This is a genomic window from Pseudomonas sp. Ag1, assembly GCF_000278565.1.
Taxonomy (GTDB): domain Bacteria; phylum Pseudomonadota; class Gammaproteobacteria; order Pseudomonadales; family Pseudomonadaceae; genus Aquipseudomonas.
In genome coordinates, this window is sequence record NZ_AKVH01000110.1 from 163,836 (window position 1) to 178,720 (window position 14,885).

Here is a 14,885-nt window from a genome sequence, read left to right on the forward strand (position 1 = left end):
GCGGAATTGCTGAATGGCATTATTCAATCATCATCATTAAATAAATGATTCATTGTGTCCCACGACTCAAGAACAGCACGCAGTTGCTCGCTAACATCAGCTATGTCGCCCCCGTTGAATTCCTCTCTTACCATTACCTCAGAACTGAAATCCACGTAACCCGCAAATTCACCGTCATTGTCTGCATAATTTAAGTAAATTTCGGTCATACCTGATGCAATAAGCTTTTCAAATGTTTCTTGAAGAAAATCGTCATCAAAGCCATAACACTCATAACAAAAAATCAATGTCTCCGGGTTTGAAAGATTCATATGATAAACAGAACCCATTTGATCGATTAATTCAGAAACTGCACCTCTATACTGACTGATATCCGAAACCTTGTCCCATTGAGGAAAATTATCAAAAACGAATTTATCGATTTTTACTTGCTCGCCATCAAAGCTAAACTCTACTTGCAACATATATTCACCTTATCTTAAACCGACCAGCAGAATTGCTGATAGGTAGTTCATTCATTCTTAAAAAGGGTCTTCGTCAACTTCAAAGGCTAGGGTTGTACCATGTAAATCTTCTTATTTATAAGCCCCCAAAAGCTGTCTATCTCTAATTCATCGACACTCATAAATCACCTTTACAAATTACTGCCAGCGGGATTGCGGACATAAATTTTCCGTCTAAAACTTTTTATGATTTTGCAGTTATTTTAAGTTAATCCTCTTAATTAATTGGCCTTGTGCAACACATGTAGGTATTCAGTCACGTAAATTTCATTGGCAGCTTCTTTTCGTGATTTGAATTTCTTGTACTGCATTTCCTTTCTTTGGTATTTGCCGTAACTACTCATCACATCAGCAATCAGATCCATCGGCATGATGCTTTCGTTGGAATAGCTCATGACCAGGTATTCGAAATTGGCCGAATCAACAAGCTGCCTGAATTCGGCTTCCACCTTCGGCCTGCTAGCCCATGGAGAAACGTTCCGGCCTTCAGGCCGACCGCTTATCCCGTGGATCGTCGGGCGCTCGTTCTGCGAAATGGTGTTAAGGACGTGATAAGCATTGCTGTATTGCATGGACGTGTAGGGTGGATCGAGGTAGAGAACATCACCACTCACCCGCTGCAACAACTCGTTAGCGTCACCGAGATACACCTCATTACTTGCAACGGGCTCTTTCAGGTCGAACCCTCTGAACTCGATAGGCTTGAGGGATGCAGCAGTAAATTTCTTGAGGAACGATGAGTACAGCCCAGTGGTGTTGCTCACCCTGTCAGCAGCCTCTAGGACAGAGCAGAGGCAATAGTAGAACTGCCCATCAGTCAGCTCCCCATTGCCATACAGCTCGTACACAAGCGCAACCCCAGCATCGATCTTCAAAGCGTTACCGTTGGTAAAGAAGGTACGGCCACCAGCTTCGCTATAATTCTGAAAAATGAAGCCTTCAACACCATCCATGCCGTGGTTCATGTAGTCGATGATCGGCTGACATTCGTAGACTGTCGAAGGGTCATTGTTCAGTAGATTTTCAAGCGTCGCATAGGAGTAGTACTCCAGGTCATTAGCTACGACCTTAAAACGGTTTTTGAAGTGATTCGCTACCCTGCCCGACCCTGAAAAAAGGTCACACAGTACAATCTCATTAGACGGCTTTGAGATAGTTGAAACACATTCATTAATTACAGAATCGATGAAACCAAGCAGCTTTGTTTTGGAACCGAGATATTTCAAACGCGCACAGAGCGGCGCACATCGTCAGAAGTGACGTGTGGAAAAGACTTTAACTTTTCTGGCATGCATTGCAGTATTGTTCAAAACTGCTTTTAGAAACGTGAAAGCGTTTCAGTTAATGCATAAGATTTAAGCAAGTATCATTTGTTATGCGGGTTTAAATCTCGGATACAGACTTTCATACTCATCAGGTGTGTAGGCTTTAACAAAATGACCCCCACCGACATCTATAAATCCCTGCTCTGCCAAGCTAGGGCGTTCTGAATACCCCCAAAGCATAAGTCCTATATCGTTAATCCATCGTTCTTCATTGAGGCTACACTCACCTTTGTAAGCGCTCACAACCAATGGTTTTACTCGATTCGAAATACGCGTGAGAATTACTGCACACGAAAGCATTTCACAGCACAACAAATGCGAAATTAAACAACTTTTAAATTTATCAAATAGAATTGGAACAATACGATGAGGTACACCATTCAACGTATCAAATCTAAAAACCAAAACCACGTCAGTTTTATTTGTTATTTCAAAATTAAATGCCTCAGAATCGCAACCCCAAACTTCACGTTCGGAGCTACCACCTAGTGATGCAATCTTTTCAAAATCGAAATAATACCTACCTCCATCTTCGCTAAAACAAAAATCAATTATTTCATCTAAATCGCTCTTGCTGCAGTGAATCGCAATCTCATTTCTAAAAATATTAGCCATATGGAAATACCGGGTACGCCTCTCAGAATGAGATAGCGGAAAAGACTTTAACTTTTCTGGTTCGCACTGCTGAAATCAATCAGCGTTTAGAAATGGGCTATTTCAGATAGTGCGATTGGTACGATTACTTACTGGTAATACCGTTGAAGCTTCGCATAGAGCTTTCACGCCAAGGCATTTCCATAACCACTATTTTTCGAATCCCGTTGATTCGATGAAGCGAACTTTAATGATTTTAAAAATATTGTCAAACAGCCAGAATCTAGAAAAAACAGATTTTTATTTAGCCAAAAAATCTTAAATCCAAAATGATGATTTTGGTAAATAACACATAGAAGCTCGCACATCGCTGCAGCTCTTAGTTTCTCGGGGCTAGAGGTCATTTAAGAAAAGGAAATGACTATTTTGGAAAAAAATATAAATCTGATTTTTTTGGAAATGCTGTTCACACTTGCCATTTCTGATAGTCAAACTCGATCAGGTGTAAGGAGGTCGATTAAAACGATTTTGAAATAATATGTGGATCACAGCTTCAGAACAGAGAACAAGGCCACCGAACAACGCCTGATGTTTCGCACAGCTCACCAGAAGCTTGCTTGTCTCCCCGGCACAATAGGCTCACAAGCTATGCAATGTGATGGGGTAGGAAGCAGAGCGAGAGCTACACACTGCCTATCCAAGGACGGTGCAAAATCCACCTGGAGCATGGCAAATGGGTAAAAAGACAATCGGCTTATCAGCCGAAATCACGAAGCCAAATGGTATAATTTAGAAAACCAAACCTATTACTAATGCGTCAATTAGCTCTCGCTCTTCTTCTATTGCCTTTTCTGTACTTGTCACAAGCATCTGCAGCAGAGTGTGGATTCAAATCTGATAACAAAACAGTAGATCCTAATTCATCAACGCTTTGCCCTGAAAACATCGCTATCAAGCTAATGAGCAGTTCAGTGGGCGAAGGGGTTCTTCTTCTAAGCAATAATCAAGATGCACAATACGCAAAGATACAAGAAACAAAATCAGATTCACAGTTACGTTTTGATGAAGCGAACCAAGATCATTTTATAAGAGACAAGCAATACACAAGGGATTTAGCTTCATACCTAATAATTGCCATATTTATCATAATATGGTTAATCATGGCGCTCAAAGCTTGGAAAACGGGTGAATTTCATGACTCTAAAAATGATCATGGAGAACAGGTAAAAGCCAGATATAGCTTCTTGAATAATCTATTCATAGCAATAGTGGCGATTGGAATAATTGGGCTAGGAATGGTCGGACAGAAAAACTCTTTATCCATAGCAGATGCAGTAATCATAAGGCTTGACGTAACATCAGAAATCGCAAAGCAGAAATTCATACAAATGGTAAGTTGGGTTAGACAGAAGGGATATTTGGAAACAACGGTTAAAGACTCTGAAACAGGCGTAATAGATGAAGTGACAAAGGGACAAGCCGCTTTTACGGCTTCGGCATTGTCGAACCAATTAATTTCAAAAGCCATTGTCGCGAGGCTTTCAAGTCAACTTTACAACGACATTTTCAATAAGAGTGATTCTTCGAATTGGGTTGTATCGAATTCGCTATCTGACATCTCAAAACAGGAAAACAATACCTTCACATTTAAGAAATTTAGTGATAACGGAGAGCTATTGTTTAAGCTTGACCCTGTGACTGTATTCAAATCAGAGCTTGATGCAGGTGCAGCAACACCTTACCTAAAGGAAGTCAGGTACAACGAAAGGTACAGGGACGAAGCTGACATTCGCACAGTAGAAGCAACTGCAAACCAATTAAGAAATGAACTGCGTAACGGCCCATTTGAAAACAAGAAGGCTGAATACGAAGACATCAAAAACAACGTAATGGTGATGTTCTATAAAGACACGAGAGCAAACACCTATCTCAAAGAATTACCAAACGATTTTAAGCTAGCTGACGATGTGGCTGTAACAGTTTTGAATCTGGTATGTGCCGAAAATAAACAACTGCGCCTTTCCGCAAAGACCTACATTGATGCACATAAAGGTATTGGGACAAGAGGCACAGGTTCAATTGAATGCGTGGGAAACGACTGGCAAGTGATGGGCGAAGACCCAATAGCGACTTACAAAACAAAGCTCTACGAAACAAGAAAGAAACTGGAAGACACTTATCGTGACAGAATTTTAGCCTTCAACGATGCGTTCAGCACGGCTTGGGAAAGTCCTTCGATCCTGGACCAGTTGAAAAAAATGATTAAAGAGGGGGAGCTAAATTTCTATTTCAATTACCAGAATCTTGTTGAAGAGACTACTTTCACGAGCATCAATCAAAACCTATTCAACACCAAAGTCTTGCAAATTTCAGAAAGAAAGGCAGTGGATTTCTTCATAGATGATGAATGGGCACGAGCGCACGGATATGAAGCTGACTATAATAACCGCGTCAACATTAGCCAATACGTCAGAAATTACTTTTTAAAGACTGACCGTGCAACATTGCCAACTATCACGGATGCAGAAGCTATTACTCAGAAGCTGATCTTCGATAATGGTACGTCTGCAGGAATGCACAATGACTTTGAACAGGGCGCAGGAATAGGCTTTGAATTGCCTTCTACTGCCTTAAAACGCTGCAAGCTTTCAGTTACTCACCCAATCAAATGTTATCAATTGTACGCAACAAGCTTAAGCAATACGGCTAGCGATTTGAGAGCGTTCGGATTGACCCTTGCTATTACAGGGCAAATTGCTAACGATTATGCCAAGTCAAAAATTGAAATGCCTAAAACTGATAGCGCGGCTAACATTGGTAAACAGAATAAAATCCAAGCTGGAAGCTCATTAGCACAGACCGTAACTTTCATAGCAGCAGGTATTGGTTCAAGCATTGTGTCTTTGAGCCTGACACTTGACATGATTAGTAATGGTTACAGATTTTTGCTTATCTCAGTAACTATATTGCCGTTCTACACAATGGCGGTCACACAAAAATACTTTGTTATTGCGCTCATCAAATTCTCACCATTTTTCCTTTTCGCTTTCGTGAGGCTGAATGACGCTGACAATTTCGCCGCAATGCGCAGGAATATTTTTGCGTTTGCAGTGAGCATTGCAGTTTTCCCTATACTGCCTCTTATTGCATATACAATAAATTGGGAGGTAATCAGGGTCGTTTTAGTATTCACAGATGCATCGTTCTATTATGAAAGAGGCGGTATCTTTGACAACATTGTTGGATTCTTTATTGAGTGTATAAGACCGTTCATAGTGACATTGGTTTCGACAAGCATTTGTCTGCACTTTATGCAAAACACCCTTAAATTACTCGGAGGACACATGATGTTTGCAGAAGCGGGAATCAAGGTTATAGGCTGGATGATGACTATCGTAAACGTTTTATCGATGGGCTCAATTGGTATGATTAGTAAGTTAAGCACGGGCTTTATTTCTTCTTTAACATCTTACAAACGAAGCTGATTACGCGTCATTAGGAAGGGCTTGAAATGGTATAATACTTTAAAACAAGCCCACTCTTAATGAAATTCTCAACCTATGCATTTCTGCTTATATTAACCCTATGCCCTCAATTTGCTAATGCAGAGTCTATTGGCTCTAAAGCAACTGCATTCATCCAATCTCAAACAGATGAAGAAAGAAGGTCTGGATTCACAGAGCCAGTATTAGACTCATTGTATGGCTGTGAAATGACACAGAGCATTGCTCAAGGGACAGAGACTGGCAAATATAACTGCATAGGAAAGAACAACAAGTTTAATAGCGGCGTATCCAAGATAGTAAATCAGTCTATCTGGAAAATGCTCACAGTGATTACCACTCTTGCGTTTTTAATTCTTAGCAGGTGGTTTTATATTAAAGTATTTGCCGCAGCCTCTCAAAAAATGAACGAGAAAAACTCTGCATTAACGGCCACATTAATCACCTTACTATTTTATGCTTTTGCTTTTCCCGTTTTCGTGAATGAACAGGGGATTAGATACAACATATTTACAAAGTTAGCGATAGGGACGTTTTACAAAGCTCACTCCATAGCGGAATATTATTTATTCAACGATGCTCAACAAACCAAAATTGAATACCCAAAGCGCTTTATCCCCGCTGTGAATTCAGGTGGACCAGCTAACGAGTACAACGCGATTAGCTTTCAATTGTGTACGTCGAGTATGTCAGAGCAAGAAGCCTCAAAAAAACAAAAAATCATCTTCAACTTTAACGAGTCTACAGGTGAATTTTCAGCCTTTCACCAAGTGGGGAGCTGCATACTAGATGTCAGCTTCACTATCGACATGAATACTGAAAGCATTGCAAAACGTTATGGCTTATCCAGCTATGTGGAAAATTCGATTGAGACAATGAAACGTATCATTGAGGAAGAATATATTCAGAAGGCACAAGGAATCGCTGAGAACGTAATCAAGGCAGGTAAACCTAGATTGGGAGTACCTGACACATACACATCAGGTCAGCTCGTTTGCAGTGACGAAGAGAATTTCAATCTTAGCGGTATGAGCCCTAATAGCATTAAAGACTATGCCTACGATGCCGCAAAATGCATGCACGGGCGCGTGATTGATGACCTCAACAGGGTTCCAGGATACACAGAAGCGTTGATGCCCAAAGACCGAATGGTAAGAGTTTGCTCAACTGTTGACCACAGCGCCGGGTCAGAAACCAGTTTAGATCGTGATGCCAACTCAACCACCTTTACTAGCAATTCGACTCTTGAATCAACGTTGAGAGCTTGTGCAGAAAGGGCTTGTGCAAATGATTCAAGCCCAAAGAACTGTGCTGACTCACTGAATTTTTACAACCTTTATTTCAAAAACAGATACATGACCAATCCCAACATGGTTACTTTTTTGGCAAAGATATTGAATACCGATTTCAAAAACACCCTATTCTCTGGACCAGGTGAGCAATTAGCTTCAACGTTAAAATTAGACATGTATCAATCCTCAAGCATACTTACATCTGAAATTAAGGACAAAGAAGCCTTTACTGTTGAATACGAAAGGATTCAGTCGAATATTAATTTACAGTACTTCATAAACAATAGTCTTGATGCAAGCCAATTATCACCAGTTGCAAAGGATTGGGACACAGCATTTTTGAAATCCATTACAATCGGAAATGACGGTCCTTTAAGTATAGATAGAGTTGTTGACTGCTTGCAGTACTCTAGCTCAACGTCGCCAAGTGGCAGAGAATGTGGTTCTGTGTTTTTAGAAATCGAAGGGTTTGGGCAAAACCTTCTTGCAGTAGGTATGATTATAAAAGCAGAACTCAGAGTAAATGATGCGATCAGAAAGAACACGTTTAGCAGAACCAAAGAGGCAGCAGGATTAAACGCTAGCAAGAATGTAATAGAGCTTGCATCAAGCTTCTTTGGATCATTCACAGGTAAGATTGCAATCCTTGCAACAGGTATAACAGCCACAACAGGCTTCAATGAGATCTACAACCCCGTAGGATTAAGCGTCGGACCTGAAGCCCTTATAGCGCTAGCTATAATCGTCAAGGTTCCGCAAATGGCTGACTTCCTGGACACTTTTGCAAACTCCCTAATTTTGGGTGGTAACGCATTGATTTGGGCAATTCCTATTGCAATTGCATTGAGTTTTATGAGCGTAATATATACATCTATCAAATCCATGATTGGTTTTTCTATCACGGCACCGACTACAATTCTTCAAAACATCAATGGAACAACAGTTGACAAGCATACGGATATGTTTAAATTCATCCAAGAATTGGTTTTACTTTTTCTCTCAATAACCTGTTATGCCGTGATGCTGTACCACTCCTTATGGTACATAAAAGCGCTATTTATCTATAAGGTTATAGACATAGAAAAGATAACCGGCAGTTTAAATATCGGATACAGAATCACCGGAATTGGCGACATTTATTCAACCCTGATGGGAATCAGCATCTACCTTTGTATTGTCTTAATGTTATGCATTCACATAATTCGCAGATCAACCCAAATCAAAGATTTCATAGGAGTGATACTGTATTCAACCGAAAGCAATCTCCCCGAACACGCCCAAGGAATAGAATTCTCTTCAAGCAAATTCGGAAAAAACAATATATAAGTTGGCCTTATGGCCAATTTGAGATTGTGCAGATGCTATAATTAGGAAAACAACCTAACACTATAATGTCAATCAAATTATCAAAAAATGAATCTCAGTATTCAGATGAAGAGAAAAGCGCTATTCAGCAACAATTCGATTATGCAATGAGCCAATATTGTGAAGTAGACAACCTCTACAAAATAGCAAAATTGACGGCGCTATTTTTCCCATATGGATTATTAGCGACTTTCTTTCCAATACGAAGGCTAATGCAAGCAGATCACAGCCTTTTTAGGTATTGGATGATTCTGCCAACTTTATTGGTTATCACGTTCATTTCAGCAAACATCTATGTTTGGTATGCTTATTTTTCTGTTCGCAGCACACCAATCTCCGACATGTTCCCCTTCCACTTAGTAATCATCTGTTCGATTTGTTTATGGACAATCGGATTGTTCGCACAGAAGATTTCAAAAGTAGCGTGGCTAATCAGAGAACTCATCTATTACAAACAAGTCAATCGGTACAATCACTATAAACGAATCGTAGCTAGCCGCTTCACCACGTCAGGAATGAAAGGTCTATTCAATAAATTTGCAGGTAGGATTAAATAAAGCTCAATGCCTGCGGCAAATGGCAAGCATTAAAGCTCAACCCATTTGCCATTTACTTCTATCACACTGAATAGCCCGTGAATAAAATCCAAAAAGCCTTTTGCTTTGTACAGTCGAACCATTCAACGAGAATCTACTTATCCAATCATATAAGCCATACCAGGTGCTTCTCGCGTCAGCGGATGCTCTACCAGGTACTCAACCTTCCCTAGGCCGTTCCTAGGCCATTCCGAACAGAATCCGAAGCCTCTATTACGCCGATAGAATATGTCCAACTCCAGGGCACCACACCGCAGCGTATACTCATCCATACAGTAGGTTCAGGGAGTTGACCAGATGGACAAGGAATTCAGCTACAACCCTCATATTCCGTGCATTGTGCTGCACAACGGCCAAGATGTAGGCGCGCTGGTAGCCGGAAGGCTGTACAGATTCGATTCCAGCCTTACCGCCGCCAACCTCCATACAGAAGCAGGATTCCTTGTGGATAACGTCCTATTTCAGTACGGAGAGCCCATAGGCCACCTTGAAGGCCGAAGGCTCATCATTGATAGCCGTTGCGAAATCCTAGAACTGGTTGAAGCCTAACCGCCCTTCTCTGCTCCACCGGCAAGCTGACTACTTGCAGCATCGAGGGATTTCAGCAGGCTCTGTGAGTAGCTGACGGCATCAGCTAGAGCCACTTCTGCAAATCCCGTATCAACCTCTACGAATTTCTCCACAAACGCCCTGCAGTACTCCTTCCACTCCCCATCCTCACCCAAGCCATAAAGCCCAAGCCAACAGGCGATGATCTGGTGTACGTGCATAGCATTCCTTGCCACCTCTCCTAGTGTCCGTAGAAAGGCTTCGCGGTCATCAGAGACCGAGAATTCACGGAAAGCTTGTAGGTGTTGATTCAGGTTCAGGACACACGTAGCCACGTCAAAATCAAGCTGAATGCGCTCCCTAGGGTTGTACCTGTTGCGGATCGGTCGAGACATGTCAGTGCAGCCCTGGAGGTAGACGATCTGATCCTACCTCCAGATCTCGCAGCAAAGCCACTTAGCAATCAGAGAAAGCAAAAAGCCCGCATGATTGCGGGCTTCTCTAAAAACAAACCTAACTACAAGCAGCGGACTTTACTAAAAGATGAACAACTTGCTGCTTGCCTTTACAGTTTAACATTTATATTTAAAAATAAAGACAATAAAGAATTTATTCTTTAAGATAATTAGATTTTCTTTTTTTAAATGCTATTATTTAAAAACAACAAACCTTTACTAAAATGAAAATCAGATTATTTACCTTTGCAGCTTTAGCCTTGCTTTCGAGTTTATCCCATGCGAATGACTCAACTCAAAACAAATCAGGAAAACAGAATATAGATGAACAAAACCTGATTGAGGCCACGAGACAAATTGTTGACTCAGTGGGTTTCGTTGACATGGATGCACAGTCACGTTCTTTTTTTAGCACGGACTTCAAAGGAATTCCTATTGAAGATTATGAAGACACAAACGATTACGACGCCCATATAGACGCTTCATGATTAACCACTTATCAACTAGAGCCTCATCAGAGGCTTTAATTTTGCCCAAAGGAAAAGTATGCAAACGGCAAAATGGTATAATTAAGCTAATAAACAAACCTTTAAATCATGCAAAAATCACTAATAGCCATATCAACACTTTCTGTTTTGTTGATAGCAAACACAGCATCAGCAATTACATGGCCTGCTGAACAAACATACGAAGAATCGCTAGGCGCAGAAACATGGTCAACAGACGGGGGATGCAAGTCGGGGCAACAAATCAGTATGAGACGAGTCTTTTTTATTAATAAAGATGGTAGTAAAACCTATGTAAACAAAGGAAATGGAGTTTTTGTAAATGGTAGTGAATCGTATGGCGACGGATTTGAAATATTGTCAAAATGCTACGAATCGACAAACACAGCAATGGAAGAAGCTAAAATATCGGAAGTTGTATCAGAAGTAGTTTCGCAAAAATGCGAAAATCCGTTAGAAACAGGGTCGATAAATAAACGTCGTGAATATACGCTATGGAGTTCAGACAGAGTAAACAGTAACTTTAAAACAGGTTTTGGTGTGATGGTTACTAGCACTTGTAAATTAGTAGAAACAAAGGTTTTTGATAATCCAGTTTGCTCAATAAAAAACCCTGAATTTCCATTCGGAACGATTTTTGGGACATGGACAAGAACGACAAAAGACGGCATAGCAGGAGAATGGAATTTAAACGGATTTTTTACAAACGTTAACAAATGCTTTAAGACAGTAACTGAAACCAAAAATCCTACATGCCCCGCTGGTTACACCGGGCAAATGACGCAATCGAGAACGTATGATTTATGGAAAACTGGTAGCACAAAAAATGATTCTGGCTTTATCACAACACAAGACACTTGTTCAAAAACTGAAAACAAACAGCTTGTACAAGAGAATTGCCCATCAGTGAACCCAAACTACCCACTTGGAACTACGAACGGGCTTTATTCAAGGACGGTGACACCAGCAGGAATTGCCAGCGATTGGAAATTAACAGTGCTTATTTCTAATGCCTGCTACTACATGAAAGACACAGTAACAAGCACAAATGAGGTTTCATGCCCAACAGGCCAATCAGGAAAAATCATAAGAGAAACGCACTTAAAATTAAAACAATACATCTCTTGGTCACAAAACGATTCTTCATACATTGTTGAAACTGAAAATAGCTGCAAAGCGTCAGGCCCCGTCACTGTTGAAGTAAAACCCGGTAGCGAAACCGTAAGCTGTGATTCGTATTATGGAACACAAGCAGGAACGTACACAGGAAACGTTACCAAGACTGGAGACAACATCACAATCTTTGACCCTATAAGCGGAGCGACAAACACAACGTTCCAAACGAAAAGCGAAGACACAACATCGTGCATAAAAGAAATCACAACGACTACGAAAGAAATCATTGAAGAAGAATGCCCAGCCGGATTTATAGGTAAAATCACAAAGTATTTAGTAAAAGCTGAAAGCACCACAGGTACTGTTTATCCATATGGAACCACGCCAATTCTTGATTCAAATACCTGCACTGCTGTTTCGGTAAGCGATGAAATAAACGCACCTAGCACTGAACATTTGCAAGATTCAGTTCTTTCAAACTTGAGTTTCACCACAACCTCTATCTCAAAAAGCGATTTGATAATCGACCAACTCAACAAAATAGACACATCGAAGCTTGAAGGCAAAGCCTATGTAATGAATATTAATGCTGACAATTTAAGTTCCGAGGCTTTCGATAAAAACAAAATAACTAATCTTGTAAAAACATTTAAAACGAAACTGGGTCAATCAGCTAACGTAAAAATATCATCAGTACCAGTGACATTGGATAAATACATTAATCAAGATGGCTTAACACAATCTAGAATTCGATTAGAAAGATTATCGCTTTCTGGCACTAGCGTTAACAATGGCACAGTCACTGTCAAATACGTTTCTCTTGCGAAATCAACACCTCAACATTTCAGCTTCACAGTAAAGGTCTTTGATTAAGATAAGCCACCAACAGAAGCCCTACGGGGCTTTTTTTGTACCTTGAAACCACCGCCATGAGCCGTCCTAACCTTACCCACCACAAAGGCACCCTCCAACCTTAGAAAGCTCTCAAATCAATCGACAGCCATCCTAAATAGGAACTCTTCAACTTTCATTGCTTACGGGCTAATTTGCAAAACCAAAATGCTATAATTCGATTAACAAACAAACCACTACAAAAATGGACAACAATCAACCAGCGACAGACAAAAAAAGTAAGCTGAATACATTATTAATGCTTATGTTAACCTTTATTGGTGTAAGTTTATTTTTACTATCTGCTTCATATTTAATTCTTCTACATAAAAGCCTTGATCGACAAGGATACTATGTTCATCAGTTCTTAAAAGAAGAACACCTAGCATCAATGTTCTACATCGCTGTTGCAGCGGGCTTTTCTTATTTTATATGGCGATGCATCAAAATCGTTATCAGAATTAAGAAAGAAAAATTCTGTCTGGACAATATTCAGGGAGCTTTTATAGTGGCGCTTTTCATATTTTTTATGACTTTTTTTATTTTCTTAAACACACAGATTAGGTTTGAGCTTTTAAAAATCCAGGATATTAACGTAATACTTGAAGATGCAACCTTGGAAAAATATGAAGCATACAGCCCGTCACGATTCCCACATTACCAATTCAAAAATGCACAGTTCAGATTCATAAGAGAACAAAGTACCAGCTTAATAGAAATACGAAAGATCAGTAATCTTTATGCCACGAACAAGCTGGTAACACCAATTGAACCGCCTTACTATGATTTGCACAATTTATCGAGCGTAGAACTAAAAGCGGGGTTATCGCCACTATTTGCATTTTACTACTTGGTTATTTTTCAATTTCTCTTGACTATATTCTTAAAGCTATGCATTTATTTACCATGTAAAGTGATAAATTATAGCATTCAACGAAAGGCTTGACACTTAATGGTGCCAGCTGCATTCCAAGTCGTTTTATCACTAATTAATGCGCGTTCAAATGTTATAATTCTTGTATTCAGCACTTATGCTGAAAAACAGGATTACATAATGGAAGAAATTAACGATGATGAGTCATTTAAGGAGCTATATGAATTTCTAGACCTAATCAAAATAAACCAAAAAAAATTGAAGAAAGCCCAAATAATAAGCTTTACCTATCAGAAAAGGCTTTCAGCAGAGGGGAAAGAATAGACGAGGTAATATTTGATTAGTTAAAAAATAAAAAAGCCTCTCACGAGGCTTTTTTTAGGTCAGTCATCAGAAGGTCATGAGCTTCACAGCATGCTCAAATGCATTTTCCCTCGCTTTGACGTGACCCTGGCTCAACAGGAAGGCCAACACGTCATCACCGCTGTAATGCTCTGCAAATGCTTGTCTAGCCACTCTCCTATCGATCACATCATCGATCACGGCATCACCAAGAAGCCGAGATTTGTACACCAGCGTTTCTCGTAAAGCCTTTAGGTAGAAAGCGGTGTCATCAGGGCTACCAGCTCCAACAGCAGGCGCTGTGAGCTTCATTCCCTTTACCTTCTGTATCTGAGCCACACATTCAGTGCAGGAACGCTTTAGCGAGCGATTGCAGGTCACGAATGACCCTGTGCCATGGTGCTTGAATCCAGCAGCGTGGATCGGTGCTTCAAGGCTCTTTGGGCGAGGTACGCGCAAGGTGCTGACACTCTTGTTCAGAGCCCACACAAACATCTGTGCGTTGAATGCATACTGGTCATCGTCCTTATGCTTGCCGATCCTGCAAACGAGGTCATAAAGCTTGCTGTGCAGGCTACCCTTGATCGTTGTTACCAGAGTGGGGGCAAAGCCAAGGCTAGCCAGGTCTTTGAGCTTCACGGACGTGACAGAGCTGAATGTGAGGTAGTGGAAGGTCTTAGACTTCGGGACAATCGTTACGTCATACCCTTCGATGTTCTTTGCACTCATCAGCTTGAAAAGCTTGTCGGTCAGCAGGTCAGCAGCAGTGAAGAACTGATCCTTCACACCTTGAGCGTTGTAGGCTTTAAGGCAGAAAGCCGCCTTGCCTTTCTCAATCAAGACTTCTGTAGCCGGGTGGAATATTACTTGGAATTTGTCAGCTTCGAATGATGCTAACTGGTTTGAAAAACGGTCGATTCTAGCTATTTTTGTTTTTGTCATTTTGTTCTCGTATTTTTGTTATTTTTTTCTCC

At 40.5% G+C, this 14,885-nt stretch carries 13 protein-coding genes; 8 read left to right on the forward strand and 5 right to left on the reverse strand.

Annotated features, from left to right (window positions below):
* Positions 1-23: 23 nt before the first annotated feature.
* The 3 genes from A462_RS05355 to A462_RS34455 form a co-directional block, all read right to left on the reverse strand.
* The gene (locus tag A462_RS05355; protein WP_008438419.1) at positions 24-464 is read right to left on the reverse strand and encodes a hypothetical protein; all 441 of its coding nucleotides are present in this window, start codon (positions 462-464) and stop codon (positions 24-26) included.
* 260 nt (positions 465-724) lie between these two features.
* Positions 725-1,729 carry a DNA adenine methylase gene (locus A462_RS05350; RefSeq protein ID WP_083853251.1) on the reverse strand — a complete coding sequence of 335 codons (1,005 nt, stop codon included), beginning with the start codon at positions 1,727-1,729 and terminating at the stop codon, positions 725-727.
* A gap of 147 nt (positions 1,730-1,876) precedes the next feature.
* Positions 1,877-2,443, reverse strand: coding sequence for a hypothetical protein (locus A462_RS34455; protein WP_157222878.1), 567 nt, complete (start codon positions 2,441-2,443; stop codon positions 1,877-1,879).
* A gap of 791 nt (positions 2,444-3,234) precedes the next feature.
* Here A462_RS34455 and A462_RS05345 point away from each other — a divergent pair.
* The 3 genes from A462_RS05345 to A462_RS05335 all read left to right on the forward strand — a co-directional run bounded on the left by A462_RS05345 (position 3,235) and on the right by A462_RS05335 (position 9,727).
* A complete protein-coding gene (locus A462_RS05345) occupies positions 3,235-5,907 on the forward strand; it encodes a hypothetical protein (RefSeq protein WP_238544266.1) in 2,673 nt (890 codons plus the stop codon).
* Positions 5,908-5,966: 59 nt separating this feature from the next.
* The gene (locus A462_RS05340; RefSeq protein WP_238544267.1) at positions 5,967-8,543 is read left to right on the forward strand and encodes a hypothetical protein; all 2,577 of its coding nucleotides are present in this window, start codon (positions 5,967-5,969) and stop codon (positions 8,541-8,543) included.
* Between the two features lie 932 nt (positions 8,544-9,475).
* Entirely contained in the window at positions 9,476-9,727 is a 252-nt protein-coding gene (locus A462_RS05335) for a hypothetical protein (RefSeq protein WP_008438429.1), read from the forward strand.
* Here A462_RS05335 and A462_RS34985 read toward each other — a convergent pair.
* Positions 9,724-9,948, reverse strand: a complete 225-nt coding sequence (locus A462_RS34985; protein ID WP_238544268.1) for a hypothetical protein — start codon at positions 9,946-9,948, stop codon at positions 9,724-9,726. The two genes, A462_RS05335 and A462_RS34985, sit on opposite strands and share 4 nt — an antisense overlap.
* An 81-nt stretch (positions 9,949-10,029) precedes the next feature.
* On the opposite strand from A462_RS34985, the gene A462_RS34670 reads away from it, so the two are divergent.
* The 5 genes from A462_RS34670 (at position 10,030) to A462_RS34470 (ending at position 13,893) form a co-directional block, all read left to right on the forward strand.
* The gene (locus tag A462_RS34670; RefSeq protein ID WP_177325585.1) at positions 10,030-10,347 is read left to right on the forward strand and encodes a hypothetical protein; all 318 of its coding nucleotides are present in this window, start codon (positions 10,030-10,032) and stop codon (positions 10,345-10,347) included.
* A 59-nt stretch (positions 10,348-10,406) separates the two neighbouring features.
* Positions 10,407-10,670 carry a hypothetical protein gene (locus A462_RS34460; RefSeq protein WP_155717303.1) on the forward strand — a complete coding sequence of 88 codons (264 nt, stop codon included), beginning with the start codon at positions 10,407-10,409 and terminating at the stop codon, positions 10,668-10,670.
* A gap of 108 nt (positions 10,671-10,778) precedes the next feature.
* Positions 10,779-12,677 carry a hypothetical protein gene (locus tag A462_RS34465; RefSeq protein WP_157222879.1) on the forward strand — a complete coding sequence of 633 codons (1,899 nt, stop codon included), beginning with the start codon at positions 10,779-10,781 and terminating at the stop codon, positions 12,675-12,677.
* 223 nt (positions 12,678-12,900) lie between these two features.
* The gene (locus tag A462_RS05325) at positions 12,901-13,641 is read left to right on the forward strand and encodes a hypothetical protein (RefSeq protein ID WP_157222880.1); all 741 of its coding nucleotides are present in this window, start codon (positions 12,901-12,903) and stop codon (positions 13,639-13,641) included.
* Positions 13,642-13,749: 108 nt separating this feature from the next.
* A complete protein-coding gene (locus tag A462_RS34470) occupies positions 13,750-13,893 on the forward strand; it encodes a hypothetical protein (protein WP_156422427.1) in 144 nt (47 codons plus the stop codon).
* Between the two features lie 66 nt (positions 13,894-13,959).
* On the opposite strand, the gene A462_RS05320 is transcribed toward A462_RS34470, so the two are convergent.
* Entirely contained in the window at positions 13,960-14,853 is an 894-nt protein-coding gene (locus tag A462_RS05320; RefSeq protein ID WP_008438432.1) for a hypothetical protein, read from the reverse strand.
* Positions 14,854-14,885: the final 32 nt, after the last annotated feature.

What these genes read in the sequence shown, in the direction of transcription:
- A462_RS34465 (WP_157222879.1), top strand. Translation starts at nt 10,779, where the DNA reads ATGCAAAAATCACTAATAGCCATATCAACACTTTCTGTTTTGTTGATA.
- A462_RS05345 (WP_238544266.1), top strand. Translation starts at nt 3,235, where the DNA reads ATGCGTCAATTAGCTCTCGCTCTTCTTCTATTGCCTTTTCTGTACTTG.
- A462_RS34985 (WP_238544268.1), bottom strand. Translation starts at nt 9,948, where the DNA reads ATGCACGTACACCAGATCATCGCCTGTTGGCTTGGGCTTTATGGCTTG.
- A462_RS05340 (WP_238544267.1), top strand. Translation starts at nt 5,967, where the DNA reads ATGAAATTCTCAACCTATGCATTTCTGCTTATATTAACCCTATGCCCT.
- A462_RS05320 (WP_008438432.1), bottom strand. Translation starts at nt 14,853, where the DNA reads ATGACAAAAACAAAAATAGCTAGAATCGACCGTTTTTCAAACCAGTTA.
- A462_RS05335 (WP_008438429.1), top strand. Translation starts at nt 9,476, where the DNA reads ATGGACAAGGAATTCAGCTACAACCCTCATATTCCGTGCATTGTGCTG.
- A462_RS05355 (WP_008438419.1), bottom strand. Translation starts at nt 464, where the DNA reads ATGTTGCAAGTAGAGTTTAGCTTTGATGGCGAGCAAGTAAAAATCGAT.
- A462_RS34470 (WP_156422427.1), top strand. Translation starts at nt 13,750, where the DNA reads ATGGAAGAAATTAACGATGATGAGTCATTTAAGGAGCTATATGAATTT.
- A462_RS05325 (WP_157222880.1), top strand. Translation starts at nt 12,901, where the DNA reads ATGGACAACAATCAACCAGCGACAGACAAAAAAAGTAAGCTGAATACA.
- A462_RS34460 (WP_155717303.1), top strand. Translation starts at nt 10,407, where the DNA reads ATGAAAATCAGATTATTTACCTTTGCAGCTTTAGCCTTGCTTTCGAGT.
- A462_RS34455 (WP_157222878.1), bottom strand. Translation starts at nt 2,443, where the DNA reads ATGGCTAATATTTTTAGAAATGAGATTGCGATTCACTGCAGCAAGAGC.